We start from the raw sequence: 24,900 nt of genomic DNA, 5'->3' as shown, positions 1-24,900 counted from the left end.
GATCGCACACGTGATCATCGACCGGGGGTGGGAATGGCGACGGGGGACGCGCGGCCGGCCGCGCTCGGGCACTACGAGGTCGACGGGCCGCTCGGCAGCGGCGGCATGGGTGACGTGTACCTCGCGCACTCGCCCTCCGGCCGGGCCGTCGCCGTCAAGGTCATCCGCGAGGAACTCGCCGCCCGCCCCGGCTTCCGCGAACGCTTCGCCCGCGAGGTACAGGCCGCGCGCCAGGTCAGCGGCGCCTTCACCGCACCCGTCCTGGACGCGGACACGACGGGGCCCGTGCCCTGGATGGCGACGGCCTACGTCGACGGGCCCACGCTCGCGGCAGTCGTCGCCGAGCGGGGCCCGCTCTCCGCCGACGCGACCTGGCGCCTCGCTTCCGGCCTCTGCGAGGCCCTCCGGGACATCCACCGGGCGGGCCTCGTCCACCGCGACCTGAAACCCGGAAACATCCTGCTGGCGGACGACGGCCCCCGCGTCATCGACTTCGGCATCTCGCGGGTCGTCGACGCGACGGCCCTCACCCAGAGCGGCCAGATCCTCGGCACGCCGCTCTTCATGGCCCCCGAACAGTTCCGCACCCCCCGCGACGCGGGCCCGGCGGCGGACGTCTTCGCCCTCGGCGCGGTCCTGGTGTACGCGGCGACGGGCCACGGCCCCTTCGACGGCGACACCCCCTACGCGATCGCGTGGAACGCGGTCCACGAGGAACCCGACCTGACCGGCCTCCCCGACTCCCTCCGCTCCGTGGTCGTCCCCTGCCTGTCCAAGGACCCGGCGGCCCGCCCCACCCCCGAGGCCCTCCTCACCCTCCTCTCCTCCCGCCGCACACGGCGCGCCTCCGCCAAGGCCGCCGAGACGAGACGCCTCCGCGTGACCCGTCGCCGTGCCGCCCTGGCCGCGGGCGCGGTGCTGGGCGCGGGTGCGCTGGTGGCGGGAGCCTGGACGTGGTGGCCGGACGAAAACCCGACGGGCCGCGCGACGGGCCCGGCCACCGCGACGACCCGCCCGACGCCGAAGGCGACGGCGGCACCGGTACGGATGCCGGGGTGGAAGCCGTGGAGCACGCGGCTGCGGGAGTCACCCACAGGAGCGATGGTCGACATGGCGGCCTGCCAGTACGAATTCCCCGCCTTGTGGTGCAGCGGCCCCGGCACGCTCGCGGCTCGCGTGGACGCCCGGACCGGGGCGGTGGTCTGGGAGCAGGCCGGCGACCACCCGGCCCCCGTGAGCATGAGCGTCACGCCCGAGGGCGTCTACACGCTCACCTCCGTCCACGACAACGGCGTCTCCCGCCACACCGTGCGGCGATTCGATCCCGGGACGGGCGAACCCGCCGGGGAACAGACGGTCCTCGGCGCGGACGACTGCCGTCTCGACGAGGAGTACCTGCTCTGTCTGCGGAACGGACGCCTCGTGGCCACCGTCACGCCGGCCGCGGCGGAACCCGCGTGGAGCGTCGAGGGTCGCTGGAGCCACTTCGTGACCGACCCCGACCAAGGGTCGGGCGGCGGCACCCATGTGGTGCGGGTCGACGACAAGCACCAGGAGGTGGAGGTCGCCCTTCTCGTCACCGGCTCGTCGAAGCTGCAGAAGAAGCGGAGTCTGCCGGCCCGTTCGCGCGTGCTCGGGGTCCACGGCAACACCGCCCTGCTCATCTCCGAGGACACCGGCGGACTCGTGTTCCGGCAGCTGAGCATGGCCACCGGGGCCGTGAGGTCGATCCCGCTGAGCCAGGCCGAAGAGGTGCTCGGCATCATCGAGGACACCCTCTACACCTTCCGGGACGGCGGGGTCGTCAGCGCCTACGACCTTTCCTCCCGGAAGCGGGTGTGGTCGACCACCACGCTTCAGCACTCCCTCTCGGCGCCCCGGGAGGGAGGGGGCCGCGTCCACTTCACCGGGCTCGACGGCACGACCTTCGCCCTGGACCGGCGCACCGGCGGAATCGTGTGGCAGCGGAAGCCGCCCGCCGGCTCCGTGCCCGGGGGGACCGGCCCGGTCCCCCCGTCGGCGCGTCCCGTCGTCCTCGGGGACATCATCGTCTCGTCCGCTCCGGGAGCCCGGATCCACTCCTTCCTCGCCCCTTCCCCCACCGGCTGACCCACGACGCGCTCCCGCCGGCCGGCCCGTGCGCCCGGGCGCCGTCGCCGTCGCCGTCGCCGTCGCCGAGGTGGACGACGTGACGTCCGGCCGCTAGTCGAACCAGCGGTCGCGGGCCAGTTCCGTCGTGCGGGACGGGTCTTCGAGGAGGGCGGCCACCTCGAAGCGGCGGGGCCACTGGCGGGTGGCCCAGGCGAGGGCGGCGGCCACGCCCTCCAGGGTGGCGGCGTGGAGCGTGCCGTCGGGGGTGCGGCGCCAGTCGAGCTCGACGCCGCCCGCCCGGAGCTCCTCGTGCTCCACGTACGTGGCGGGGGTGGAGGGGCCGAGAAGGGCGTGGACCGAGGCGGGCACCTCGTGCTCCTCGCCCTCCGTGGTGACCTCCGCCTCGACCGTCTCGCTCAGCATGCGGACCTGGAGCAGCTCCGCGAGGTCGGCGGCGCGGGACGGGGAGACCGGCAGGAGCGGCAGGCCCTCCGTGAGGGGGAGGAGGTCGGGGGCGTCCGCCACCAGCGCCTCCGCCGCGTCGACGACGACCGGCACGCCGTCCACCACCGCGCGCAGCTCGTCGGGGAGGGTGACCTGCGCCGGGTCCAGGTCGGCCAGGGCCGTGTACAGGGCGTGCAGCTGGGCGCCGGTGACCTCGCGGTCCGGGTCGGCCAGGCGGGCCAGGAGCTCCGCCGCGCCGCCGGGCTCGTCGAGGAGGGCCGCCACCGAGGTGCGGACGCCCAGGGCGCGCAGGACCTGCTCGTCCTCGAAGCCGGTCGCGTCGACGGAGTCGTACAGGCCGGCGAGGAGCGGGTCGGTGCCGTCCGCGCGCAGGCCCGCCGGGCGGCGGCCGTCGAGGACCGGGTGGTCGCGCAGCCACCAGGCCGTGTACGGGCGGACCGTCTCCGTCGTGCCGTCCGGCAGGAGGATCCGCACGGGCTGGGTCAGGGCGTCCCGCAGCGGCGGCCGGGCCAGCAGGGCGAGCGCCCGCGGCCAGGCGTCGTCGTCGACCAGGTCCAGGTCCCGGACCGCCACGATCTCCGTGGCCACCGGCGGCACCACGGTCATCGGCAGCCGGTCGAGAACGTCCTCGCACCACACGTCGACCGCGTCCAGGAGGCCCGCGTCGTCCGGCTCCGGGTAGTCGCTCTCCCGGGGGTCCAGGTCGTCGGGGTCGAGGACCAGGTCGGTGGCGCGGACCAGCGTGAAGTTCGCGAGGACGCCGCAGGCGGCGAGCGGGGCCTCGCCCCAGCGGGCGGCCAGCTCCCCGTCGACGTAGGCGAGTTCGCCCGCGCGGACGACGGAGGCGAACGCCGAACCGGGCAGGAGCAGTTCGGCCGCGGGGGCCAGTTCGCCGTCCTCGTCGGGGAGGGCGAGCGCGCCGAGCCACGGCTCGTCGCCGGGCTCCAGGTTCGCGTCCCGGACGAGACCGAGGACCGTCTCGACGAGTTCGTCCGCGTCCAGCTCCGGCGCGTCGAGGTCCCAGGCGTCGGCCGCGTCCATGGAGTTCACGACCGCCTCCCGGACCTGGGGGGTCGTCAGGACGGCGCGGGGCGTGGCCGGGAGGGCGCCCAGCTTCTCCAGGATCGGGTGCGCGGCCTCCGGGTGCGCCACCTTCAGGCCGAGCCGGGACAGCTCCTTCGGGGTGCCCTCCAGCGGCAGGAGGACCTGCCGGGGGCCGATCGCCGTCCGCCCCGAGTCCAGCGGCACCGGCAGGCCGGTGAGCCGGTCCGGGTCCACCCCGGCGAGGGAGTCGTACAGCCGCCGCCACCAGCCCGGCGTCCGCTCCACGCCCGCGAGCCGGTCCACCGCCTCCGTCAGCGGCATCCGGCCCACGCCGAGCGTGCGCAGCTCGGGGCGGCGCTCCAGGCCCGCCGGGAGGAGCCCCGGGAAGACCTCGGCGAGGACCGCGACCGTCTCCGCGCCCGCGCCCTCGACGACCTCCGCCTCGATCGGGCGGAGCGCCGGCACGTCCTCCGTCGCCACCGCCGGCGCGAGGAACGCGACGCGCGGCAGCCGGTCGAGGATCGCCGCGCGCAGCGACCCGTCGAGGTGGCCCTTGCCCAGGGGGCCCGGCACCAGGTCGAGCGCGGAGCTGGTCACCGGACGCCAGTCGGCGAGGAGTTCGGCGTACGCGTCGGCCGCCCGCTGCACCAGGAAGTCCGTCAGCGGCCCCGGCGCCGGGTGGCGGCGGGCCGTGTCCAGCGGCAGCGAGGCGATGAGCAGGGCGGGGATGCCGAGCGGTTCGTCGGTGGGCGTCGGCGCGTGCACGACGGGCGCGGTGCGCGGGTAGCGGGGGGCGCCGTCGGCGTCCACCGGCACGGCCCAGGTGACCGACCAGTGCGGGCGCAGCCGCTCCTCGACCGGGCGGTCGGCGAGGAGGGCGGCGTCGAGGGGGCCGGTGCGGGTGACGGTCCGCCAGCGGTGCGGGCCCTCGGCGGCGGAGTCCTCGATCCGCACGTACCCGTCCGCCTCGGAACGGGTCAGGGTGCGTACTCCGTCCGGGGTCTCCACGACGATCTCGGCGAGACCCGGAAGAGTGAGCAGCGTCGCGTCGTCGACGGCCGCGAGGAGCCGTTCGGCGAGGTCGTGCGCGGCGGCGTCGCGGAGCGGGAGGACGACGACGGTGTCGTACCCGGCGGGCGCGGCGCCCTCGGCGGGCAGCGGCAGCCGCAGGAGGGGTACGTGGCCGTCCCTGCGGCGCAGTTCGTCGCCGAGGCCCGGGCTGTGGCGGGCCACGTCCGCGGCGAGCTCGCGGGCCTCCGCGAGGGACCAGCGGACGCCGCCGTGCCGGCTCAGGACGGCCGGTTCGTCGGAGACGGCGAGCACGGCGGCGAAGCCGACGCCGAAGCGGCCGACGGCCTCGCCCTGCGCGCGCTTCGCGGAGGCGCGGAGGGTGGCCAGCGACTCGACGCCGGCCGCGTCGAGCGGGGTGCCGGTGTTGGCGGCGGCCAGCACGGCGGGGCTGTCCGCGTCCGCCGGGTGCAGGGTCAGCCGGAGGCGGCCGGTGGTGCCGGCGCGGGCGGCGGCGTCGGCGGCGTTCTGGGCCAGTTCGACGACGAGGCGGTCGCGGTAGCCGCCGAGGGCGAGGTCCTCCTCGGCGTTCGCGTCCTCGCGGAACCGGGCCGGGGAGGCGGCCCAGGAGTCCAGGACGCCTCTGCGGAGCCGCGCGGTGCCGAAGGGATCGCTTCCGTCGGTCGTCGTCCGGACGGTGACGCTCACGTGTGACTCCAGTCTGCTGTGCCGGGCCTTCGGTACCGCGCCGAAGGTACCGCGCCGGGGCGGCCGTCCCCCGAGCGACGCCGCGCTTCTCGCCACGCGGCGCCTCGCCGCCCCCTCCGACCTGCGCCTTCAGCCGCACCCGCCCCTTCCCGGGGCCCTGCGGAGCCCGCCCCCGGGGCCATGCGTGGGGCCCTGCCCCGGGGCCGTTCGGGACCCGTCCCGAACCCGTGCGGGTGCCCCGTGCCGGGTCCGTGCGGGCGGGCCGGTTCCGCCACCGAGCGGGCAGGGCCGTTCCGGTCCGCCACCGTGTGGGCAATCGTTCCGCTGGGCGGAACGGGTGGGCACACCCACGGTGCGGGCGCACGTGTGCGGGGCGTTCAGGCGCGGGAACCTAGGCCCGGTACGGGGCGCCGTTCCGTTGTGCCCACCCTCCCCCAAGGACTTCGTCCAGGGGGGACCCCCAGCCCCAGCGGAACGCCTGCCCACAACGGGGGCCCAGCAGGGCGCAGCCCGCAACGGGGGCGCGGCACGCGAGGGGGCGCGGGCGCCGCCCGCGACGAGGCGGGGGGCCGCCCGCGACGGGGCCGGCAGGGCGCAGCCCGCGGCGGGTGCGGCTCGCGGCGGGGGCTCGGGCCGCTAGGGGGCTGGGGTCAGGAGTGGCCCAGGTCTTCTGTGGTGGTGTCGGGGGCGCCCACCGAACCGGAGTCCGCGGCGGGACGGAGGGGGAACTCGTCGACCGCCGTCGAGTCGAGGACCGGCGGCGCCGGCCGCGGCGGCGTCGGCATGACGGCCGCCTCCGAGTGCCCGCCGCAGCCGTACTCGAGGGAGACCACGCGGCCGTCCGCCGGGGACAGTTCGTTGGCGCACAGGCCGAAGGACTGGCGCAGCGACCCGGCCAGCGGGACGAGGAACGCGCAGGACCGGCAGCTCGCGGGCGCCGCCTGGGCCATCGGCGTACGGGGGCCGAACGCCTCGTCCCAGCGGTCGGCCGCGATCCGGAGGCCGTACCGGGAGAGGACGCGGGCCCGGCCCATGCCGAGCTCGTCCGCGACGGCCGCGATGGCGCCGCGGGTCGGCGCCCGGTCGGTGATCTCGGCGTCCTCCGCGTCGAGGTGGTCCCTCATCTCCTCGGAGACGGCGGAGTTCGGCGGCGGGGCGTCCTCGCCGGTGTAGCCGGGCTCCAGGCGCGGGTCGTCCTGCTCGGTCGGCAGGAGGTCGCCGGGGCCGAGGTCGCCGGGGCGCAGCCGCTCGCTCCACGGGACCCACTCGGGCGCGAGGAGGGCGTCGGGGCCGGGCAGCAGGACGGTTTCGTCAAGCGTGACGTTCTTGGCGCGGGAGGCGCGGGTGACGGTGACGGCCCAGCGCCAGCCGAGGTAGCCGGGCTCCTTCGACTCGAAGTAGTGCGTGACGACCCGGTCGCCCTCCGCCACCACCCCGGAGTGCTCGCCGACCACGCCGGGCGCGGCGGCTTCTTCGGCCGCCTCGCGGGCGAGGTCCACGGCCTCGGCGCAGAGGCGGTCGGGGGCCGGGGTACGCGGGGCTCGCGGGGTACGCGTTCGCGTCGTCGCAGCACTCACAGGTCTCGCTTCTCTCCTACGCCGTCTCACGGGTGCGCCGGCCGAGGTCGGGAGCGGGGCTCCGGGAACGGGGCGGGCGGAGCGGACCTGGGGGCCGCATCGACGTCCGCGCCCGACCGGATCTCGCAGGTCTCGGGCGCACCTATCGTCATCCATTCTGCGGGATGCCGAAGGGGCGCGCGGCCGAGAGGAACCGCCGGTGGCGCGCTACGCACGCTACCCCGTTCGCGGGCCTGGGCCCACCTGCGTGCCCCAAGTGACCCGGATCGGGCCCGGGAGGGCGTGCGATCCCGCGCCCGTCCCGGCGTGTCCCCTCCCCCGGGTCCCGGGGCCGACACCCCGGGTTCGGCGGGCTCGGTTCGGGCGGGGGGCCAGTGGGGCACTATGAGGTGGTGGCAGCCGCACGGTCCTCCGTTCGATCCCACGAGCGTCCCGGGCCGCTCCGCCGAGCGGGTCGGTCGGTGGGGCGTGCCCTGCACCTGCCGTTCACGGGGACGGCGAAGGGGATCCGGCGGGCGACGCACGCGCACGGGGCGGGCGAGTCGGGGCTCGGGAAGCTGATCGAGCTGCACGCGGTCAACGGCGCGGGCGACGTGATGATCACCGTGGCGCTCGCCTCGACCGTGTTCTTCTCCGTGCCCACGGACGAGGCCCGCGGCCGGGTCGCGCTCTACCTGGCCGTCACCATGGCCCCGTTCACCCTCCTCGCGCCCGTCATCGGGCCGGTCCTCGACCGGCTGCCGCACGGGCGGCGGGCGGCGATGGCGGCGGCGATGTCCGCCCGGGCTGTGCTCGCGCTGCTGATGTCGGGCGCGGTCGCCACCGGCGGCCTGGAGCTGTACCCGGCGGCGCTCGGGGTGCTGGTGGCGTCGAAGGCGTACGGGGTGGTGCGCAGCGCCGTCGTGCCCCGGCTGCTGCCACCGGGCTTCTCGCTGGTGAAGGCGAACTCGCGGGTGACGCTCGCGGGGCTGCTCGCCACGGGCGTCGCCGCGCCGGTCGGGGCGGGGCTCCAGCTGGTCGGGCCGCGCTGGCCGCTGTACGGGGCGTGCGCGCTGTTCCTGCTCGGCACGTACTGGGCGGTGCGGATGCCGCACAAGGTGGACTCGGCGAAGGGCGAGCGCCGGGCACACCTGTTGACGCACGGCGAGAAGAAGCCGAGCCTGCGGACGGTGGGCCCGGCGGTGCTGCACGGGCTCCAGGCGAACGCGGCGCAGCGGATGCTCTCCGGGTTCCTGATCTTCTTCCTGGCGTTCCTGCTGCGCGAGCATCCGCTGTCGGGACAGTCGGCGGCGGTGTCGCTGGGGATCGTGGGCGTGGCGGCGGGGGTGGGGAACGCGTGCGGGACGGCGGCGGGCTCGCTGCTGCGGGACCGGGGGCACCGGCCCGAGGTGATCATCGCGGCGATGATCACGACGGTCCTGACGGCGGCGGTCTGCGCCGCCGTCTTCTTCGGCGGGGTGATGGTGGCGGTGCTCGGCGCGGTCGCCGGGCTCACCCAGGCCCTGTCGAAGCTGTCGCTGGACGCGCTGATCCAGCGGGACGTGCCGGAGGCCGTGCGGACCTCGGCGTTCGCCCGCTCGGAGACGGCGCTCCAGATGGCCTGGGTGGTGGGCGGCGCCCTGGGGATCGCGATGCCGCTGGACGGGACGGTGGGGATGTCGGTGGCCGCCGGGTTCCTGGCGCTCGGCGCCTTCCTCGCCGTACGGGGGCTGCTGTCGTCGCGCCGGCCGGGCACCTCCGACCGCCCGCGCCCGGCGAAGGCCGCCTGAGCCGCCGGCGCCCGGCGAAAGCCGCCCGGGCCCCCGCGCCACCGGCCCTCCCCGTACCGCCCGCACCGCCGCCCCGGCCCTTCCCCCGCACGCCGGCTCTCCCCACGCCCCCACGCCTCCCGCACCACCCGCACCGCCGGCCCCCGTACCGTCCGCCCGCCGTCCTCCCCGGCGCCCCGTGCCGCCCGTGTTCCCGCACCCGTCCGCCGCGCCGTGCGGGGCTGTGGGGCGCGGCACGCCGTACCCCCGCGTGGCAGCGGCGCGGCGGCCCGATAGCCTTCGGCTCATGACCGTTGCGTTCTTCTCCGGCTCGCGCCGCCGGGCCGCCGTCGCCCTCGGGGCCGTCTCCGCCGGGCTCCTCGTCCTCACCGCCTGCGAAAAGCCGACTCCGATCGCGACCGTCACGGTCGGGAGCGAATCGATCAACTCCGAGGCCGCCTGTTACAACGACGGCGACCCCATCAAGGAGTCCGACGTCCAGAAGTGCCTCAACAAGAAGGCCGAGAAGTCGATCACCGTCGCCATGGACGACAAGATCCGCTTCGGTGTGGACCCGGAGATCGCCGACAACGGCTGGACCATCTTCCTCGGCGGCCAGCAGGCCGAGCCGGAGCCGTACAAGAAGACGTACCGGTCCATCCCGGCCAGCGCGTTCTTCTCCAGCCAGACCGGCGAGGCGACGAACGAGACGCAGGTGACGATCGTCGAGAACACCGGCAAGACGCTCACCGGCATCTGGCACTTCAAGCTGAAGAAGGAATCCTGATCCTCCGGTGCGCTGCCGGATCCTGATCGTGACGGCCGTGGCGGCGGAGGCGGACTCCGTCGCCGGCGGCCTCACGGCGCCCGCCCGCCGGGGCGGGGAGCTTCCCGTGCCGGGCGGCCTCGTGCTGCGCCGCCACGGGGACGCGGACGTCCTCGTGGGCGGGGTCGGCCCCGCCGCCGTCGCCGCCGCGACCGGGGCCGCGCTGACCCGCGCCGCGCTCGCCGGCGAGCCGTACGGGCTCGTCGTCTCCGCCGGGATCGCCGGCGGCTTCCCGGGCCGTGCCCCGCTCGGCTCGCTCGTCGTCGCGGACGCGATCGTCGCCGCCGACCTGGGCGCCGACACGCCCGACGGCTACCTGCCCGTGGAGGAGCTGGGCTTCGGCCGCTCCGTCCACCGCGTGCCCGCCGCCCTCACCGGGCCCGTCGCCGCCGCGCTCGCGGCCGCCGGGCTCCCGCACACCACCGGCGGCGTGCTGACCGTCTCCACCGTGACCGGCACCGCCGCCCGCGCCGACGCGCTCGCCGTCCGCCACCCGGGGGCCGCCGCCGAGGCGATGGAGGGCTTCGGCGTCGCCGAGGCCGCCGCCGCGCACGGCGCCGCCGTCCTCGAACTGCGGGCCGTGTCGAACGCCGTCGGCCCCCGCGACCGCGCCGCCTGGCGCGTCGGTGACGCCCTGGCCGTCCTGCGGCGGGCGGCGGGCGCCCTGGAAACCACCCTCTGCGCCCTGGAGGCACGGCCGTGCAGCTGAAGATCGCCTACTCGCCCTGTCCGAACGACACCTTCGTCTTCGACGCCTGGGCCCACGGCCGGGTCCCCGGCGCCCCGCACCTCGACGTCACCTTCGCCGACATCGACGTCACCAACGGCTGGGCGGAGGGCGGCACCGACACCCACGACGTCCTGAAGGTCTCGTACGCGGTCCTGCCGTGGATCCTCGACGAGTACGCGCTGCTGCCCTGCGGCGGCGCGCTGGGCCGCGGCTGCGGGCCGCTCGTCCTCACCCGGGACGCGGCGGCCGGCGCGGACCTCGCCGGGAGGACGGTCGCGGTGCCGAGCGAGCGCTCGACCGCGTACCTGCTCTTCCGGCTGTGGGCGGCCGAGACGGTGCCGGGCGGGGTCGGCGAGGTCGTCGTGATGCCGTTCCACGAGATCATGCCCGCCGTCCGGGACGGCAAGGTCGACGCGGGGCTGGTCATCCACGAGGCCCGGTTCACGTACAAGGCGTACGGGCTGCACAAGCTCGCGGACATGGGCGAGCACTGGGAGTCCGCCACCGGGCTGCCGATCCCGCTCGGCGCGATCGTCGCGCGCCGCTCGCTCGGCGCGGAGACGCTGCGGCTGCTCGCCGACTCCGCCCGGGCCTCGGTGCGGATGGCGTGGGACGACCCGGACGCCTCGCGGCCGTACGTCATGGAGCACGCGCAGGAGATGGACCCGAAGGTCGCCGACCAGCACATCGGGCTGTACGTGAACGAGTTCACCGCCGACCTCGGCGAGGCCGGCTACGCGGCGGTCCGGGGGCTGCTCACCCGGGCCGCGGCCGAGGGGCTGGTGCCGCCCCTCGGCCCGGACGCGCTCGCCTTCCCGTAGGGGAACGGGGTCAGACGTCGAGCTGGTCCGCGACCGCCCGCAGCAGGCCGGCGATCTTCTTGCCGGCCGCCTTGTCGGGGTACCGGCCGCGCTCCAGCATCGGCGTGATGTTCTCCAGGACCGTCGTCAGGTCCTGCACGATCGACGCCAGTTCGTCGGGCTTGCGGCGCTGCGCCGCCGCCACCGACGGGGTCGGGTCGAGGACCGTGACGGAGAGCGCCTGGTCACCCCGCTGACCCGCGACGACGCCGAACTCCACCCGCTGGCCCGGCTTCAGTGCGTCGACTCCGGCAGGGAGCACCGACGAGTGCACGAAGACGTCACCGCCGTCGTCACGGGAGAGAAAGCCGAAGCCCTTCTCGCTGTTGAACCATTTGACCTTGCCGGTAGGCACGTCTGTCCTCGTCCTCGTTGACTCGTCGGGGTAGCAAAAACAGCGGGTCGAAAGCGGCCCGCGGTCTCCAAGGCTAGCTGTCGGGGGACCGGTGACAAGACGCCGCCGGGCTGTTCCTGTGGCCAGGGAACTACCCTGGCGCCATGCGTAGTGAAACCCGTACAGAGCCGGTGGACGATTCCGCGCCGGGCGACGGTCTCGTCAAGGCCGGTGTCGTCGTCTTCGCGATCGGGGCGGTCGCGACGCTGGTGACGGTGGCTCCGCTCTTCCTCGGCACCGACCCGTTCCCGACCGTCGCCTACCTGGTGTCGATGCTGATGGGCGTCGGTTTCGCGCTCGCCGCCGCCGGGGTGCTGCGCTCGGTCGCGGCCCAGCGGCGGCAGGCCCGGCGGGGGCGGAGCACCGCCTAGCGGACGTACGTCTTCCACCAGGCGCGGAAGTCCGTCAGGTCCTTCAGGACCACGTCGGCGCCCGCCTCGTGGAGCTCCTCGGGGGAGCACGGACCGGTCGCGACGGCGACCGAGAACGCGTCGGCGGCCTTCGCGCCGCGCACGTCGCCGACGTGGTCGCCGACGTACACCGAGGCGCCGTGGGCGCGCAGCGCCTCCGCCTTGGCCTCGGCGAAGAGGCGGCCGACGATCGCGTCCGGCGCGATGCCCAGGTGGGCGAAGTGGCGCTCGGCGTCCGGGCCGTTCTTGGCGGTGACGACGACGGTCCGGCCGCCCGCCTCGCGGACGGCGTCGAGGGCGTCGCGGGCGCCGGGCATGGGGACGGTCGGCGCGATGGCGTGGTCGGCGTAGAGGGCGCGGTAGCGGGCGGTCATCTCGGGGACGTGCTCGGCCGGGACCCAGTGGGCCATCTCCTGCTCCAGCGGCGGGCCGAGGCGGGTGACGACGAGGTCGGCGTCGATCGCGACGCCGTACCGCTCGGAGAACGCCTCGAAGGCGGCCTTGATGCCGGGGCGGGTGTCGAGCAGCGTCAGGTCGAGGTCGAAGCCGACCGTGAGCGGGCCGGGGCGCGTGTTCGTCGTCATGGGGGACATTGTGCCCAGGTGTTCGAATACGGGTGCTGCTTAAACTGAGCCAAGCCTTACCGAACCTCCTCCTCGCCCGATGGGTGCACATGACAGCCGCTTTCCGTTCCAGACGGGTCCTCGCGACCTCGGCGGCCGTCGTCGCCCTGCTGCTCGCCGTCCTCCTCAGCCTCGCCGTCGGCGCCCGGACCATCGCCCCCGGCACCGTCCTCGACGCGCTCCTGCACGGAGCCACCGGGGACGACGCCGAGGTGGTGCGACAGCTCCGCGTCCCCCGGACCGTCATCGGACTCATCGTCGGCGCCGCCCTCGCGCTCGCCGGCACCGCCCTCCAGGGCATCACCCGCAACCCGATCGCCGACCCCGGCATCCTCGGCATCAGCCAGGGCTCCTCGGTCGCCGTCGTCCTCGCCATCGCCTTCCTCGGCGTGCACAGCCTCTCCGGGTACGTGTGGTTCGCCTTCCTCGGCGCCGCTCTCGCCTCCGTCGCCGTGTACGCCATCGCCTCCAGCGGCCGCGGCGGCGCCACGCCCGTGAAGCTGGCGCTCGGCGGCGCGGCGATCAACGCGCTGCTGCTGTCGGTGACGACCGGCGTGCTCACGACCAAGGCGGCGGCGCTCGACGAGTTCCGGTTCTGGCAGACCGGCTCGCTCGACGGGCGGGACGCGGCCACCATCGCGCAGATCTGGCCGTTCGCGCTGGCCGGCGCCCTCCTGGTGCTGTCGGTGGCGCGCGGCCTGGACGCGCTCGCGCTCGGCGAGGACGTCGCCAAGGGCCTCGGGCAGAAGGTCGCGACCGTCCGGATCGTCGGCGGGCTCGGCGCGACCGTCCTCACCGGCGCGGCCGTCGCCGCCGCCGGACCGATCGCCTTCGTCGGCCTCGCCGTCCCGCACATCGCCCGCGCCGTCGTCGGCTCCGACCACCGGTGGGTGCTGCCGACGGCCGCGCTCATCGGGCCCGTGATGGTGCTGGTCGCGGACGTCGCCGGCCGGATCGTCCTCCCGCCCGGCGAGGTGCCGGCCGGAGTCATGACCGCGCTCATCGGCGTGCCGTTCCTGGTGACGCTGGTCCGGCGGAAGGCGGTCCCGGCATGAGCCCCGACCGGACCCGCACGGCCGTCCCGGTCCGCACCGCGGCCCCGGCCCGCGCCGCCGCCGCCCGCCCCGCCGGGTACGCCCTGGTCCGCACCGGACCCGCCTCCTTCCTGGTCCACCGGCGGTCGGTGCTCGCCGCCGCGGTGCTGCTCCTGCTGCTGGCCGCGGTCTCGGTCGCGTACCTCTGCGTCGGCGAGCGGTTCGTCGCCCCCGGCGAGGTGCTCACCGTCCTGACCGGCGGCGACTCCCCCGCCGCGTTCGTCGTCGAGGAGCTGCGCGAGCCCCGGCTCGTCACCGCCCTCGCCACCGGCGCCGCCTTCGGCGTCGCGGGCGCCCTCATCCAGACCGTCGCCCGCAACCCGCTCGCCTCGCCCGACATCATCGGCATCAGCCAGGGCGCCGGCGCGCTCACCGTCGCCGCCATGACCTTCGGCCTCGCCTCGTACACGGTGCTGCCGTACCTGTCGATCGCCGGCGGGGTGCTGGCCGCCGCCCTCGTGTACGCCTTCGCCTGGCGCGGCGGGCTGCACGCCACCCGCTTCGTCCTCATCGGCATCGGCATCGCGATCGCGCTCCGCTCGCTGATCACCCTCTTCATGACCAAGGGCGACTACCTCGTCGCCCAGCAGGCGCAGATCTGGATGACCGGCTCGCTCAACGGGCGCGGCTGGGAGGAGTCCGCCCCGGTCCGGTGGACGCTGCTGCTGATGCTGCCCGCCGTGCTGTGGGCGGCCCGCGCCCAGCGGACCGTCTCCCTCGACGACGCCACGGCGACCGGGCTCGGCGTCCGGCTCGGGCGGGTGCGGCTCGGGCTCGTCGCGATCGGCGTGGTGCTGGCCTCGGTCGCGACCGGGGTCGCCGGGCCGGTCGACTTCGTGGCGCTGCTCGCCCCGCAGATCGCCCGCCGGGTGACGCGCACCGCGCAGATCCCGCTGTTCTGCTCGGCGCTGCTCGGCGCCCTGGTCGTCACCGCCGCCGACCTCGTCGGACGGCGGCTGTTCTCCCCGGTGGAACTGCCGGTGGGTGTCCTCACGGCGGCGGTCGGCGCCCCGTATCTGATCTGGCTCATCGTCCGGAGCCGCACGGGAGAGAGAGCATGAGCAGGCTGACCGCGCGCGGGCTGACCCTCGCCTACGAGAACCGGGTCGTCGTCGAGGACCTCGACCTGGCCGTCCCCGACGGCAAGGTGACCGTCATCGTCGGACCCAACGCCTGCGGCAAGTCGACCACCCTGCGGGCGCTCGGCCGGCTCCTCAAGCCCGTGCGGGGCGCCGTCCTGCTCGACGGCGAGGAGCTGGCGAAGCTCCCCACGAAGCGGATCGCCCGCGCGGTCGGCCTGCTGCCGCAGACGCCCGTCGCGCCCGAGGCGATCACGGTCGCCGACCTGGTGGCGCGCGGCCGGCAGCCGCACCAGGCGTGGTGGAAGCAGTGGTCCGAGGAGGACGAGCGGGCGGTCGCGGAGGCCATGGCCCGCACCGACGTCGCCGCCCTCGCCGACCGCTCCGTCGACGAGCTGTCCGGCGGCCAGCGGCAGCGGGTGTGGATCGCGATGGCGCTCGCCCAGGAGACGGACCTGCTGCTCCTCGACGAGCCCACCACCTACCTGGACATCGCCCACCAGGTGGAGGTCCTGGACCTGGTCCGCCGCCTCAACCGCTCCCGCGGCCGGACGGTCGTCCTGGTCCTGCACGACCTCAACCAGGCGGCCCGGTACGCCGACCACCTCGTCGCCATGAAGGCCGGCCGGGTCGTCGCCGAGGGCCCCCCGTCGGAGGTCGTCACCGAGGAACTCGTCCGCGAGGTCTTCGGCCTCCCGTCCGTCGTCGTCCCCGACCCGGTCACCGGCTCCCCCCTGGTCATCCCGGGCGCGCCGTGGGACGCGGAGCCGGCCTAGCGTCCGGCCCTCAGGCGCGGCGGGCGCGCCAGAGGAGGTAGAGGGCGGAGGCCGCGGCGGCGGCCTTGAGGGTCCAGGGCCAGGTGGCGGCGACGGCCGCGCCCATGGCGTCGCCGCCCGCGGCGATCGGCTCACCCCAGCGGCCCTCGACGCGGCCCCACAGCCAGGCGACGCCGCCCGCCGCGGCGAGGCCGGGCAGGACGAAGACGGCCGTCTTGACCTCGCCGGGGGTGAGGCGGCGGGAGCCGTACGCGATGAGCCAGCCGGCGGCGAGGGCGAGGAGCCAGCCGAAGACGGCGCCGGCGAGCAGGAGCAGCGCGGCGAGCAGCAGGAAGGGGTGGGCGAAGCCGCGGCGGGCGGAGGCCCGGGCGGGCGCCTCCTCCTCCGGCTCCGCCTCGGCGGCTTCCGCCGGGCGGCGGCGCAGCAGCAGGCGGGCCAGGCGGCGCGCCCGGCTCGCGGGGGCCGCCGGCTCGCCGGGGCCCTCCTCCTCCGGTGCCTCGGGCTCCGGCGGGCGGAAGAGCTCCGGGGCCTCCACGCCGCCGACGAACCCGGGGACGATCGGCTCGCCGTCGTCGTCCCCCGGCCCGCCGGGGCCCCCGAACCACCAGTCGTCCGCCCGCGCCGCCGCCGACGCCCCGGTCGCCCGGGGGCGCGGCACGGGCGCGGGCTCGGCGGGAGCGTCCGTACGGCCGCCGCCCGCGTCGGAGGCCCCGCGGGGGCGCGGGGGGCCGGCCGGGGGCGTCGCGCCGCCGGCCCACCACGCGGCGCGCCCCTCGGCGGGGCGGGCGGACGGTTCGGTACGGGGGGACCCGTCCGGCCCGGGCGCGGCCGGTTCCGCCGTGGCGGCGGCGCGGCCGACGACCTCGTCGGGGGTGCCCAGGTCGCCGAGGATGCCGCGGACGGCGGCGGGGGACTCCTCGCCGCGGGTGGCGCGGCGGCGGTCGATCTCGTCGCGGAGGCCCGCGACGAGGGCGCTGCGCTCGCCCGGCGGCAGGTGCTGCTGCTGGGCCAGGTCGCCGACCCGGCTCAGGTAGTCGAAGACCATCCGGTCGCTCTCGATGCCCACGCCGTCCCTCCCCGTCCGGCCGAACGCCGTCCCGGTCCTGACGGTAGCGCCTGCGCAGCGGATAACGTGGGGCGGATGGGGATCGGCGAGCTGGACCGGGAGGCGCACGTGCCCGAGGGACGTCCGAGTGGGACCGCGGGGAGCCCGCGCACGCTGGCCGAGGCGCTGCGGGCGCGCGGGGACGACGGGCTGGCCGCGCTGTTGCGGGCCCGCCCCGACCTGCTGGGGCCGGTGCCGAACGACCTGACGCAGCTGGCCACCCGGGCCGGGACGCGGGCGTCGGTGGTGCGGGCGCTGGAGCGGCTCGACCGGTTCACGCTCCAGGTGGCGGAGGTCCTCGCGGTGGCGCCGGACCCGGCGCCGTACCCGGTGCTGCTCGGGCTGTTCAGCGGCGGCGCCGCCGCGCCGGAGGTCGAGGCGGCGCTGCCCGGCGCGGTGGCGCTGCTGCGCGAGCAGGCGCTGGTGTGGGGCGACGACGACCGGCTGCGGCTGGTGCGGACCGCGCGGGAGCTGCTGTCGCCGTCGCCGCAGCACCCCTCCCCCACCGGCCTCGGGCCGACCGTCGCGGAGGCGACGGCCGGGATGTCGCCGGGCCGGCTCCAGGAGATCGTGGCGGCGGCCGGGCTGCCGTCCACGCACGACCCGGTGTCGGCGGTCGCCGCGCTCACCGCGCTCTTCACCGACCGGAAGCGGATGGGGGCGCTGCTCGACACGGCGCCGCCGGAGGCCCTCGCGGTCCTCGACCGGCTGGTGTGGGGGCCGCCGTACGGCGAGGTGACGGCGAAGCCGACGCCGCCGGTGAGCTGGCTGCGCGACCGGGGGCTGCTGCTGCCGGTGTCGCCGCGCACGATGGTGCTGCCCCGCGAGGTGGCGCTGCACCTGCGGGGCGGGCGGGCGCACCGGGCGCCGGAGCCGCGCGCCCCCGAGGTGGAGGCGGCGCGCGCGTACCGTCCCGAGGTGGTGGACGGTGCCGCCGCCGGGCAGGCGTACGCGGCCTTGGCCGCCGTCGAGGAGCTGCTGAAGTCCTGGGAGCACGGCGGTCCTGCGGTGCTGCGGGCCGGCGGCCTGTCGGTGCGGGACCTGCGGCGGACCGCGACGGCGCTGGACGTGCCGGAGCCGGTGGCGGCGTTCTGGATGGAACTGGCGTACGGGGCGGGGCTGCTGGCCTCGGACGGCGAGGCGGACGAGCGGTACGCGCCGACGCCCGCGTACGACGACTGGCTCGACCTGCCGCCGGCCGAGCGCTGGGCGCGGCTGGTCACCGCCTGGCTGGCGGCGACTCGCACGCCGGGCCTGGTCGGCGGGCAGGACGCGAAGGGGCGGACGCTGGCGGCGCTCGGCCCCGATCTGGACCGGGCGGCGGCGCCGGAGGTGCGCCGCCGGGTCCTCGGGCTGCTGGCGACCCTGGAGCCGGGCACGGCGGCCGATCCGGAGAGCCTGCTGGCCCGGCTGCGCTGGGAGCGGCCGGCGCGCGGCACGGGCGGCACGGGCGCGGGCCGTCCGGGCACGCCCGCTCCCGCGCCGGCTCCGGCGCAGGAGGCCGGCGCGGCGGGGCCGTGGGCGTCCGAGCAGCGGGCCGCCGAACCGGCCGCCGGCCCGAGGCACCCCGCCGACCTGCGGGAACGGCTGGCCCGCTGGACGCTGGAGGACGCCGAGCTGCTGGGGGTCACCGGGCGCGGGGCGCTGTCCACGGCCGGACGGGCCCTGCTCAACCTGCCGCTGTCCGAGGCCGCCGCGCCGGACGCCGAGGGCGGCGGGGTGGAGCCGGAGGTGGCGGTCGAGCGGGCGGCGGAGCTCCTGGAGCCGCTGCTGCCGGAGGCCGTCGACCACGTGCTCCTCCAGGCCGACCTGACGGCCGTCGCGCCGGGCCCGCTGCTGCGGCCGCTGGCCGACGCGCTGGCGGTCCTGGCGGACGTGGAGTCGAAGGGCGGCGCGACGGTCTACCGGTTCACGCCCGGTTCGGTGCGGCGCGCGCTGGACACCGGCCGGACCGCCTCCGACCTGCACGCCTTCCTCGCCGCGCACTCCCGCACGCCGGTGCCGCAGCCGCTCGCGTACCTCATCGACGACGTGGCCAGGAAGCACGGGCATCTGCGGGTCGGGGCGGCGTCCGCGTACGTCCGCTGCGACGACGACGCGCTGCTCGGCGAGATCCTCGCGGACCGCCGCTCGGCCGCCCTGGGGCTGCGCCGCCTCGCCCCGACGGTGCTGGCCGCGCAGGCGGACCCGGTCGCGCTCCTGGAGGGCCTGCGGTCGATGGGCTACGCCCCGGCGGCGGAGTCGGCGGAGGGCGACGTGCTGATCGCCCGCGCCGACGCCCACCGCACCCCGCCCCGTACGCCCCCGGTCCCCGTCCCCGACGGCCCGCCGGTCCCCGACGCCACCCTGCTCGCGGCGGCGGTCCGCGCGATCCGGGCCGGTGACCGGGCGGCCACGGCGGTCCGCAAGGAGCCCGCCGCCGTCCCCGTCACGGCCGGCGGCCTCCCCCGCACCTCCGCCGCCGAGACCCTGGCGACGGTCCAGGCGGCGGCGATGACGGGCTCGGCGGTCTGGATCGGCTACGTCAACGCCGAGGGCGCCGCCAGCCAGCGCGTCATCGCCCCGGTCCGCGTCGAGGGCGGCTTCGTCACGGGCTACGACCACACCGCCGACGAGGTGCGGACGTACCCGCTGCACCGGATCACGGGGGTGGCGGAGCTGGCGGACGAGGAGGTCTAGGCCCTCGGCGCGACCAGGGCGGCCGGGTCGACCTCCAGCGGGAAGGGCTTCTCGATCGGCGTCGTCCGACCCGCTTCGGCGACCGTGCGCTCGACGTAGCGGCCGTCCCGCAGCTCGCACACGACCAGTGTCGGCACCGGCTCCAGTTCGAGCCGCCACAGGTGCTCGATGCCCGCCTCCGCGTAGTACGGCGGCTTCAGCAGGCGGTCGGTGCGGCGGCCGGACGACGACGGGGAGACGATCTCGACGACGAGCAGCACGTCGTCGGCGTCGCACGTCGCCGGGTCCTCCGCCGCGGCGGCCGCCTCGACGACGACGATGTCCGGGATGAAGAGGCCGTCGGGCAGCACGAGATTGACGGCCTCAAGGACCTCCGCCGCCACGCCCGCCCTCTGGACGGCATGGTCCAACAACATCGCGAGGCGCAGCGACGCCCGCTGGTGCTTGAATCCCGGAGCCGGTGACATCACGAGCGCTTCCCCCATCAATTCACGACGCTGACCACGGTCCTCCCCCAATGCCAGGACTTCCTCTATGGTCCAGGGCCCGTAGTGCGGATCGTGCGCGACGCTCATCTCGCCACCTCCCTCTCGTGGAACCGGTCGCCTTCAGTGTGGCAGCCCCCTCCGGCATCGGCCGCGCATCGTGCAGACTGGACGTTTGGCCGCGCGGAAGGGAACCCACATACGTGAACGGTCCACTCATCGTCCAGAGCGACAAGACGCTGCTCCTGGAGGTCGACCATGAGCTCGCCGAAGCCTGTCGGCGGGCGATCGCGCCGTTCGCGGAGCTGGAGCGGGCGCCCGAGCACATCCACACGTACCGGGTGACGCCGCTCGGGCTGTGGAACGCGCGGGCCGCCGGGCACGACGCCGAGCAGGTGGTGGACGCGCTCGTGGAGTACTCCCGCTACCCGGTGCCGCACGCGCTGCTCGTGGACATCGCCGAGACGATGGGGCGGTACGGGCGGCTCACGCTCAGCAAGCACCCGGCGCACGGGCTGGTGCTGACGACGACCGACCGGCCGGTGCTGGAGGAGATCCTGCGGTCGAAGCGGGTGCAGCCGCTGGTCGGGGCGCGGATCGACGCCGACACCGTGGTCGTGCACCCGTCCGAGCGCGGGCAGATCAAGCAGACGCTGCTGAAGCTGGGGTGGCCGGCCGAGGACCTCGCCGGGTACGTGGACGGCGAGGCGCACCCGATCGAGCTCGCCGAGGACGGCTGGAGCCTGCGGCCGTACCAGCGGCACGCCGTCGAGGGGTTCTGGCACGGCGGGAGCGGGGTCGTCGTGCTGCCCTGCGGGGCCGGGAAGACGCTGGTCGGGGCCGGGGCGATGGCCAAGGCTAAGGCGACGACGCTGATCCTCGTCACCAACACGGTCTCCGCCCGGCAGTGGAAGAACGAGCTGGTGAAGCGGACCTCGCTGACCGAGGACGAGATCGGCGAGTACAGCGGGACGAAGAAGGAGATCCGGCCCGTCACCATCGCCACGTACCAGGTGCTGACGACGAAGCGGAAGGGCGTCTATCCGCACCTGGAGCTCTTCGACTCCCGCGACTGGGGCCTGATCGTCTACGACGAGGTGCACCTGCTGCCCGCGCCGGTCTTCAAGTTCACCGCCGACCTCCAGGCCCGGCGGCGGCTCGGCCTGACCGCGACGCTCGTGCGCGAGGACGGCAAGGAGGCGGACGTCTTCTCCCTCATCGGGCCGAAGCGGTTCGACGCGCCGTGGAAGGAGATCGAGGCGCAGGGGTACATCGCGCCCGCCGACTGCGTCGAGGTGCGGGTCAACCTGACCGACTCGGAGCGGCTCGCGTACGCCACCGCCGAGGCGGAGGAGAAGTACCGCTTCTGCGCGACGACGGCGACCAAGCGGCGGGTGACGGAGGCGCTGGTGAAGCGGTTCGCCGGGCAGCAGATCCTCGTCATCGGCCAGTACATCGACCAGCTCGACGAGCTCGGCGCGCACCTCGACGCGCCCGTCATCAAGGGCGAGACGTCGAACAAGGAGCGGGAGCGGCTCTTCGACGCGTTCCGCAACGGCGAGATCAACGTGCTCGTCGTGTCGAAGGTCGCGAACTTCTCGATCGACCTGCCCGAGGCGACCGTCGCCATCCAGGTCTCCGGCACCTTCGGCTCCCGCCAGGAGGAGGCGCAGCGCCTCGGCCGCGTCCTACGGCCGAAGGCCGACGGGCACCAGGCGCACTTCTACTCGGTGGTGGCGCGGGACACCATCGACCAGGACTTCGCCGCGCACCGGCAGCGGTTCCTGGCCGAGCAGGGGTACGCGTACCGGATCGTGGACGCGGACGAGCTGCTGGCGCCGTAGGGGGGCCGGTACGCTGGCGCCGGGACCCGCACGACGGCAGGAGGAGGCCGGGATGCCTCACCAGGAGATCTACGAGGTGCTGTTCACCGAGGCGGCGGCCGCTTCCCGCGACCGGCTGGACCCCGTGCGGCGGGCCTCCTTCGACAAGGCCGTCGAGATCCTCGCGCGCGACCCGTACACCGAGGTGTCCCAGCCCATAGGGGCGGGCGAGCAGGACCGGGAGATCCGGCTCACGCCGCACATCGTGGCGGAGTACATGGTGTCCCGGGGGCGTCTGCTCCTGGTCGTCCTGCGCATCTTCGACGACGCGGACATCCTCCTTCCGGAGGGCTGAGGGCCCGCCGGGCGCGGTCGGGGGGCTCAGTCCCGGGCCCGGTCCCGTACGTGTGCGGGGCGGGGGTTCCTGACGCCCGCCTCCGGCGGCCCGGGGTCGCCGAGGAGGGCCACGCCCACGGCCGCGCCGCCGAAGGCGCGCACCGCGCGGAGGGCCGTCGCCGCGACGCGGCGGGGGCGGGGGACGGTGGTCACGAGGGTGAAGGTCGTCGCGGTCATGTCTCCATGATGGAATCCGGACATTCGGAACACATCGGCCTGGGGGTGGAATCCGGGGAGAACCGGGGTCACCCTTACGGCGGACCCCTCCCCCTACGGGAAAACGATTCGCACCGGACGGCGGGGCGGAGTTAGACTCACCGGCTTCCCCCGCCTCCCGTCGCGTACGGAGAGCGCCGCCGTCCGGTCGGAAACCGGCGGCCACATCGACGTGTCCGTGTGTCCGTATGTCCGACCGGAGGCTTCACCGTGTCCGCAGCTGTGCCCACCGACGACCCGCTCGTACGCGAGCGGGCCCACCTCTCCGCCTCCCGCGCCGCCCTGCGCGCGATGCGCGAGGAGGTGGAGGCGCTGGACATCAAGGACGTCACCGCGAACTGGGTGAACTCGATCGTCCTGGAGCGGCAGATCGAGGACCGCATCAAGGCGCTCGCGGACCTCGCCCACACCCCGCTGTTCTTCGGCCGGCTCGACTACCTGCCGCCCGACCGGCTCGGGCGGCCCGTCGTCGGAGACGACTCGATCGGCACTGTCTACATCGGCCGCCGGCACGTCCACGACGCGCAGGGCGACCCGATGGTCATCGACTGGCGCGCGCCGGTCTCGCAGCCGTACTACCAGGCGTCGAAGAAGGACCCGCAGGACGTCGGGCTGCGCCGCCGCTTCGGATACACGGGCGGCGAGCTCACCGCGTACGAGGACGAGCACCTGTCCGACCCGGCCGAGCTGGAGCGGACGAGCCGGCTGCTCCAGGCGGAGATCGAGCGGCCGCGCGTCGGCCCCATGCGGGACATCGTGGCGACGATCCAGCCGGAGCAGGACGAGATCGTCCGCTCCGACCTGTCGGGGACGCTGTGCGTGCAGGGAGGGCCGGGCACCGGAAAGACGGCGGTCGGCCTGCACCGCGTCGCCTATCTGCTGTACGCCCACCGGGAGCGGCTGGCCCGCACCGGCACCCTCGTCATCGGGCCGAACCGGTCCTTCCTCCAGTACATCGAGCAGGTGCTGCCCGCCCTCGGCGAGCTGGAGGTGAAGCAGGCGACCGTCGACGACCTCGTCGCCCATGTGGAGGTGCGCGGTACGGACGAGGCGGCGACGGCCGTCGTGAAGGGCGACGCCCGCATGGCGGAGGTCCTGCGGCGGGCGGTGTGGTCGCACGTGTCGATGCCGTCCGAGCCGCTGATGGTGGTGCGCGGTTCGCGGCGCTGGCGGGTTCCGGCGTACGAACTGGAGGAGATCGTCCGGGAACTGACGGAGCGTGACATCCGATACGGGGCGGCGCGCGAGGCGCTGCCGCAGCGGATCGCGCACGCGGTGCTGGTGCGGATGGAGCAGGCGGGCGAGGCGCCGGACGACCGGGTGCAGAACGCGGTCGCGCGGAACGCGGCCGTGAAGGCGCTGGTCAAGGAGTGCTGGCCGGCGGTCGACCCGGCGAAGCTGGTGCTGCGGCTGCTGAGCGACGCGGAGTTCCTGGCCGAGCACGCGGAGGGCGTGCTGAGCGAGGAGGAGCGGAAGCTGCTGCTGTGGGCGAAGCCGGCGCGGAGCGTGAAGACGGCGAAGTGGTCGGCGGCGGACGCGGTGCTGATCGACGAGGTGACGGACCTGGTCGAGCGGACCCACTCGCTCGGGCACGTGGTCCTCGACGAGGCGCAGGACCTCTCCCCCATGCAGTACCGGGCGGTGGGCCGGCGCTGCACGACCGGTTCGGCGACGGTCCTCGGCGACCTCGCGCAGGGCACCACGCCGTGGGCCACGCGGAGCTGGGAGGACGCCCTCGCGCACCTCGGCAAGCCGGAGTCCCGGATCGAGGAGCTGACGGCCGGCTTCCGCGTGCCGAGCGAGGTCATCGCGTACGCCTCCCGGCTGCTGCCGCACATGGCGCCGGGGCTCGCGCCGGTGGAGTCGGTGCGGGAGAACCCGGGCGCCTTCGAGGTCCGGACGGCCGCCCCGGGCACGGAGGACGCCGCCGTGGTCGCGGCCTGCGCGGACGCGCTCGGGCACGAGGGCTCGATCGGCCTGATCGCCGCCGACGCGCGGATCGCGCCGCTGGCGGAGGCGCTGGAGGCGGCGGGGATGCCGTACCTCGCGCCCGGCGAGGAGACGACCGCCGCGTCGCGGCTCACGCTCGTGCCGGCGTCGCTCGCGAAGGGCCTGGAGTACGACTACGTGGTCCTCGACGAGCCCGCCGCCGTCGTCGACGGCGAACCCGACGAGCGCACCGGCCTGCGGCGCCTGTACGTGGCCCTCACCCGTGCCGTCTCCGGCCTGACGATCGTCCACGCGGCGCCCCTGCCGCCCCAGTTGGAGCCGTCGGCCTGACGGCGGCCGGGGCCGGGGTCAGTCCGTGGCGATGCCCCGGGCGGCGAAGATCCCGGCCGCGTCCGGCACCGCGAGGACGCCGTCCTCGACGAAGGTGACCTCCCGCAGGTTGGGCAGCAGGTCGAGGTCGTCGAGGGAGCGGACGTCGAAGAGGTCGTCCTCGCCGTCCCAGGCGGGCGCGCACTGGTGGAAGACGGTCGTCCCGGCGTCGAAGCACAGCTCCTCGACGGTGGCGAGGAGCTCGGCCGGGATCTCCAGGGCCTCGAAGTAGGCCCGGGACTCCGGCAGCACCTCCTCGTGGAGGCCGTTCTCCAGGACGTAGGAGGCGGGCTGCCGGATGCCCCGCTCGGCCATGCGCGCGGCCAGGTCGTAGACCGGGAGCAGCGTCCCGGCCTGGTACATGAGCTCCTCGATGACGAGCAGCTTGAGGTTGAAGTCGCGGAACTGGGTCATGGGACCAGGGGTACCACGGGGGTACGACGG

General features: G+C 75.6%; 21 protein-coding genes. 13 read left to right on the top strand and 8 right to left on the bottom strand.

The features are described 5' to 3' along the window. Positions 1-33 precede the first annotated feature (33 nt). Complete coding sequence (locus AB0E83_RS14980) at positions 34-2,109, top strand: protein kinase (RefSeq protein WP_362110418.1); 2,076 nt, start codon at positions 34-36, stop codon at positions 2,107-2,109. Between the two features lie 93 nt (positions 2,110-2,202). On the opposite strand, the gene AB0E83_RS14975 is transcribed toward AB0E83_RS14980, so the two are convergent. Both AB0E83_RS14975 and AB0E83_RS14970 read right to left on the bottom strand, forming a co-directional pair. Then, positions 2,203-5,328, bottom strand: a complete 3,126-nt coding sequence (locus AB0E83_RS14975) for a molecular chaperone Hsp90 (RefSeq protein ID WP_362110448.1) — start codon at positions 5,326-5,328, stop codon at positions 2,203-2,205. 638 nt (positions 5,329-5,966) lie between these two features. After that, positions 5,967-6,893 carry a DUF3027 domain-containing protein gene (locus tag AB0E83_RS14970; protein WP_362110416.1) on the bottom strand — a complete coding sequence of 309 codons (927 nt, stop codon included), beginning with the start codon at positions 6,891-6,893 and terminating at the stop codon, positions 5,967-5,969. 392 nt (positions 6,894-7,285) lie between these two features. On the opposite strand from AB0E83_RS14970, the gene AB0E83_RS14965 reads away from it, so the two are divergent. The 4 genes from AB0E83_RS14965 (at position 7,286) to AB0E83_RS14950 (ending at position 11,018) form a co-directional block, all read left to right on the top strand. Further along, positions 7,286-8,662 carry an MFS transporter gene (locus tag AB0E83_RS14965; protein ID WP_362110413.1) on the top strand — a complete coding sequence of 459 codons (1,377 nt, stop codon included), beginning with the start codon at positions 7,286-7,288 and terminating at the stop codon, positions 8,660-8,662. Between the two features lie 286 nt (positions 8,663-8,948). Further along, complete coding sequence (locus AB0E83_RS14960) at positions 8,949-9,428, top strand: DUF2771 domain-containing protein (RefSeq protein WP_362110410.1); 480 nt, start codon at positions 8,949-8,951, stop codon at positions 9,426-9,428. 7 nt (positions 9,429-9,435) lie between these two features. Then, complete coding sequence (locus AB0E83_RS14955) at positions 9,436-10,176, top strand: futalosine hydrolase (RefSeq protein ID WP_362110407.1); 741 nt, start codon at positions 9,436-9,438, stop codon at positions 10,174-10,176. Then, positions 10,167-11,018: a 1,4-dihydroxy-6-naphthoate synthase gene (locus AB0E83_RS14950; RefSeq protein WP_362110404.1), complete on the top strand. Its 852-nt coding sequence runs from the start codon at positions 10,167-10,169 to the stop codon at positions 11,016-11,018. Before AB0E83_RS14955 ends, AB0E83_RS14950 begins: the two co-directional genes overlap by 10 nt. A gap of 10 nt (positions 11,019-11,028) precedes the next feature. On the opposite strand, the gene AB0E83_RS14945 is transcribed toward AB0E83_RS14950, so the two are convergent. After that, a complete protein-coding gene (locus AB0E83_RS14945) occupies positions 11,029-11,412 on the bottom strand; it encodes a cold-shock protein (protein WP_359530043.1) in 384 nt (127 codons plus the stop codon). 143 nt (positions 11,413-11,555) lie between these two features. Between AB0E83_RS14945 and AB0E83_RS14940 the strand changes: the two genes are divergently transcribed. Next, positions 11,556-11,822 carry a hypothetical protein gene (locus tag AB0E83_RS14940; RefSeq protein ID WP_362110401.1) on the top strand — a complete coding sequence of 89 codons (267 nt, stop codon included), beginning with the start codon at positions 11,556-11,558 and terminating at the stop codon, positions 11,820-11,822. Here the strand turns inward: AB0E83_RS14940 and AB0E83_RS14935 are convergent. Next, positions 11,819-12,454 (bottom strand): HAD family hydrolase, encoded by a 636-nt coding sequence (locus tag AB0E83_RS14935; protein WP_362110398.1) that lies wholly within the window; start codon positions 12,452-12,454, stop codon positions 11,819-11,821. The two genes, AB0E83_RS14940 and AB0E83_RS14935, sit on opposite strands and share 4 nt — an antisense overlap. An 80-nt stretch (positions 12,455-12,534) precedes the next feature. On the opposite strand from AB0E83_RS14935, the gene AB0E83_RS14930 reads away from it, so the two are divergent. Genes AB0E83_RS14930 through AB0E83_RS14920 form a run of 3 tightly spaced genes read left to right on the top strand, consistent with a single transcriptional unit; the run spans position 12,535 to position 15,433 of the window. Continuing rightward, positions 12,535-13,539 (top strand): iron ABC transporter permease, encoded by a 1,005-nt coding sequence (locus tag AB0E83_RS14930; protein ID WP_362110395.1) that lies wholly within the window; start codon positions 12,535-12,537, stop codon positions 13,537-13,539. Beyond that, positions 13,536-14,639, top strand: a complete 1,104-nt coding sequence (locus AB0E83_RS14925; protein ID WP_362110392.1) for an iron chelate uptake ABC transporter family permease subunit — start codon at positions 13,536-13,538, stop codon at positions 14,637-14,639. Before AB0E83_RS14930 ends, AB0E83_RS14925 begins: the two co-directional genes overlap by 4 nt. Continuing rightward, entirely contained in the window at positions 14,636-15,433 is a 798-nt protein-coding gene (locus AB0E83_RS14920) for an ABC transporter ATP-binding protein (protein WP_362110389.1), read from the top strand. Before AB0E83_RS14925 ends, AB0E83_RS14920 begins: the two co-directional genes overlap by 4 nt. A 10-nt stretch (positions 15,434-15,443) precedes the next feature. Here the strand turns inward: AB0E83_RS14920 and AB0E83_RS14915 are convergent, their stop codons facing one another. Then, on the bottom strand, positions 15,444-16,499 hold the full coding sequence (locus AB0E83_RS14915; protein ID WP_362110386.1) for a hypothetical protein: 1,056 nt from the start codon (positions 16,497-16,499) through the stop codon (positions 15,444-15,446). A 75-nt stretch (positions 16,500-16,574) separates the two neighbouring features. Between AB0E83_RS14915 and AB0E83_RS14910 the strand changes: the two genes are divergently transcribed. Beyond that, positions 16,575-19,217 (top strand): helicase C-terminal domain-containing protein, encoded by a 2,643-nt coding sequence (locus tag AB0E83_RS14910; RefSeq protein ID WP_362110383.1) that lies wholly within the window; start codon positions 16,575-16,577, stop codon positions 19,215-19,217. On the opposite strand, the gene AB0E83_RS14905 is transcribed toward AB0E83_RS14910, so the two are convergent. Next, complete coding sequence (locus AB0E83_RS14905; RefSeq protein ID WP_362110380.1) at positions 19,214-19,792, bottom strand: Uma2 family endonuclease; 579 nt, start codon at positions 19,790-19,792, stop codon at positions 19,214-19,216. The two genes, AB0E83_RS14910 and AB0E83_RS14905, sit on opposite strands and share 4 nt — an antisense overlap. Positions 19,793-19,905: 113 nt before the next feature. On the opposite strand from AB0E83_RS14905, the gene AB0E83_RS14900 reads away from it, so the two are divergent. Both AB0E83_RS14900 and AB0E83_RS14895 read left to right on the top strand, forming a co-directional pair. Continuing rightward, a complete protein-coding gene (locus AB0E83_RS14900) occupies positions 19,906-21,546 on the top strand; it encodes a DNA repair helicase XPB (protein ID WP_362110377.1) in 1,641 nt (546 codons plus the stop codon). A gap of 52 nt (positions 21,547-21,598) precedes the next feature. Next, the gene (locus AB0E83_RS14895; RefSeq protein WP_362110374.1) at positions 21,599-21,880 is read left to right on the top strand and encodes a hypothetical protein; all 282 of its coding nucleotides are present in this window, start codon (positions 21,599-21,601) and stop codon (positions 21,878-21,880) included. A gap of 26 nt (positions 21,881-21,906) precedes the next feature. Here the strand turns inward: AB0E83_RS14895 and AB0E83_RS14890 are convergent, their stop codons facing one another. Next, a complete protein-coding gene (locus AB0E83_RS14890; protein WP_362110371.1) occupies positions 21,907-22,098 on the bottom strand; it encodes a hypothetical protein in 192 nt (63 codons plus the stop codon). A 330-nt stretch (positions 22,099-22,428) separates the two neighbouring features. Here AB0E83_RS14890 and AB0E83_RS14885 point away from each other — a divergent pair, with 330 nt between their 5' ends. Beyond that, positions 22,429-24,417, top strand: coding sequence for a UvrD-helicase domain-containing protein (locus tag AB0E83_RS14885; RefSeq protein ID WP_362110445.1), 1,989 nt, complete (start codon positions 22,429-22,431; stop codon positions 24,415-24,417). An 18-nt stretch (positions 24,418-24,435) separates the two neighbouring features. On the opposite strand, the gene AB0E83_RS14880 is transcribed toward AB0E83_RS14885, so the two are convergent. Further along, positions 24,436-24,870 (bottom strand): hypothetical protein, encoded by a 435-nt coding sequence (locus tag AB0E83_RS14880; protein WP_362110368.1) that lies wholly within the window; start codon positions 24,868-24,870, stop codon positions 24,436-24,438. Positions 24,871-24,900: the final 30 nt, after the last annotated feature.

Source organism: Streptomyces sp. NPDC035033 (assembly GCF_040636735.1).
Classification (GTDB): Bacteria; Actinomycetota; Actinomycetes; order Streptomycetales; family Streptomycetaceae; genus Streptomyces.
The sequence above is the reverse complement of the archived record's forward strand: the minus strand, read 5'-3'. Positions and strand labels throughout refer to the sequence as shown.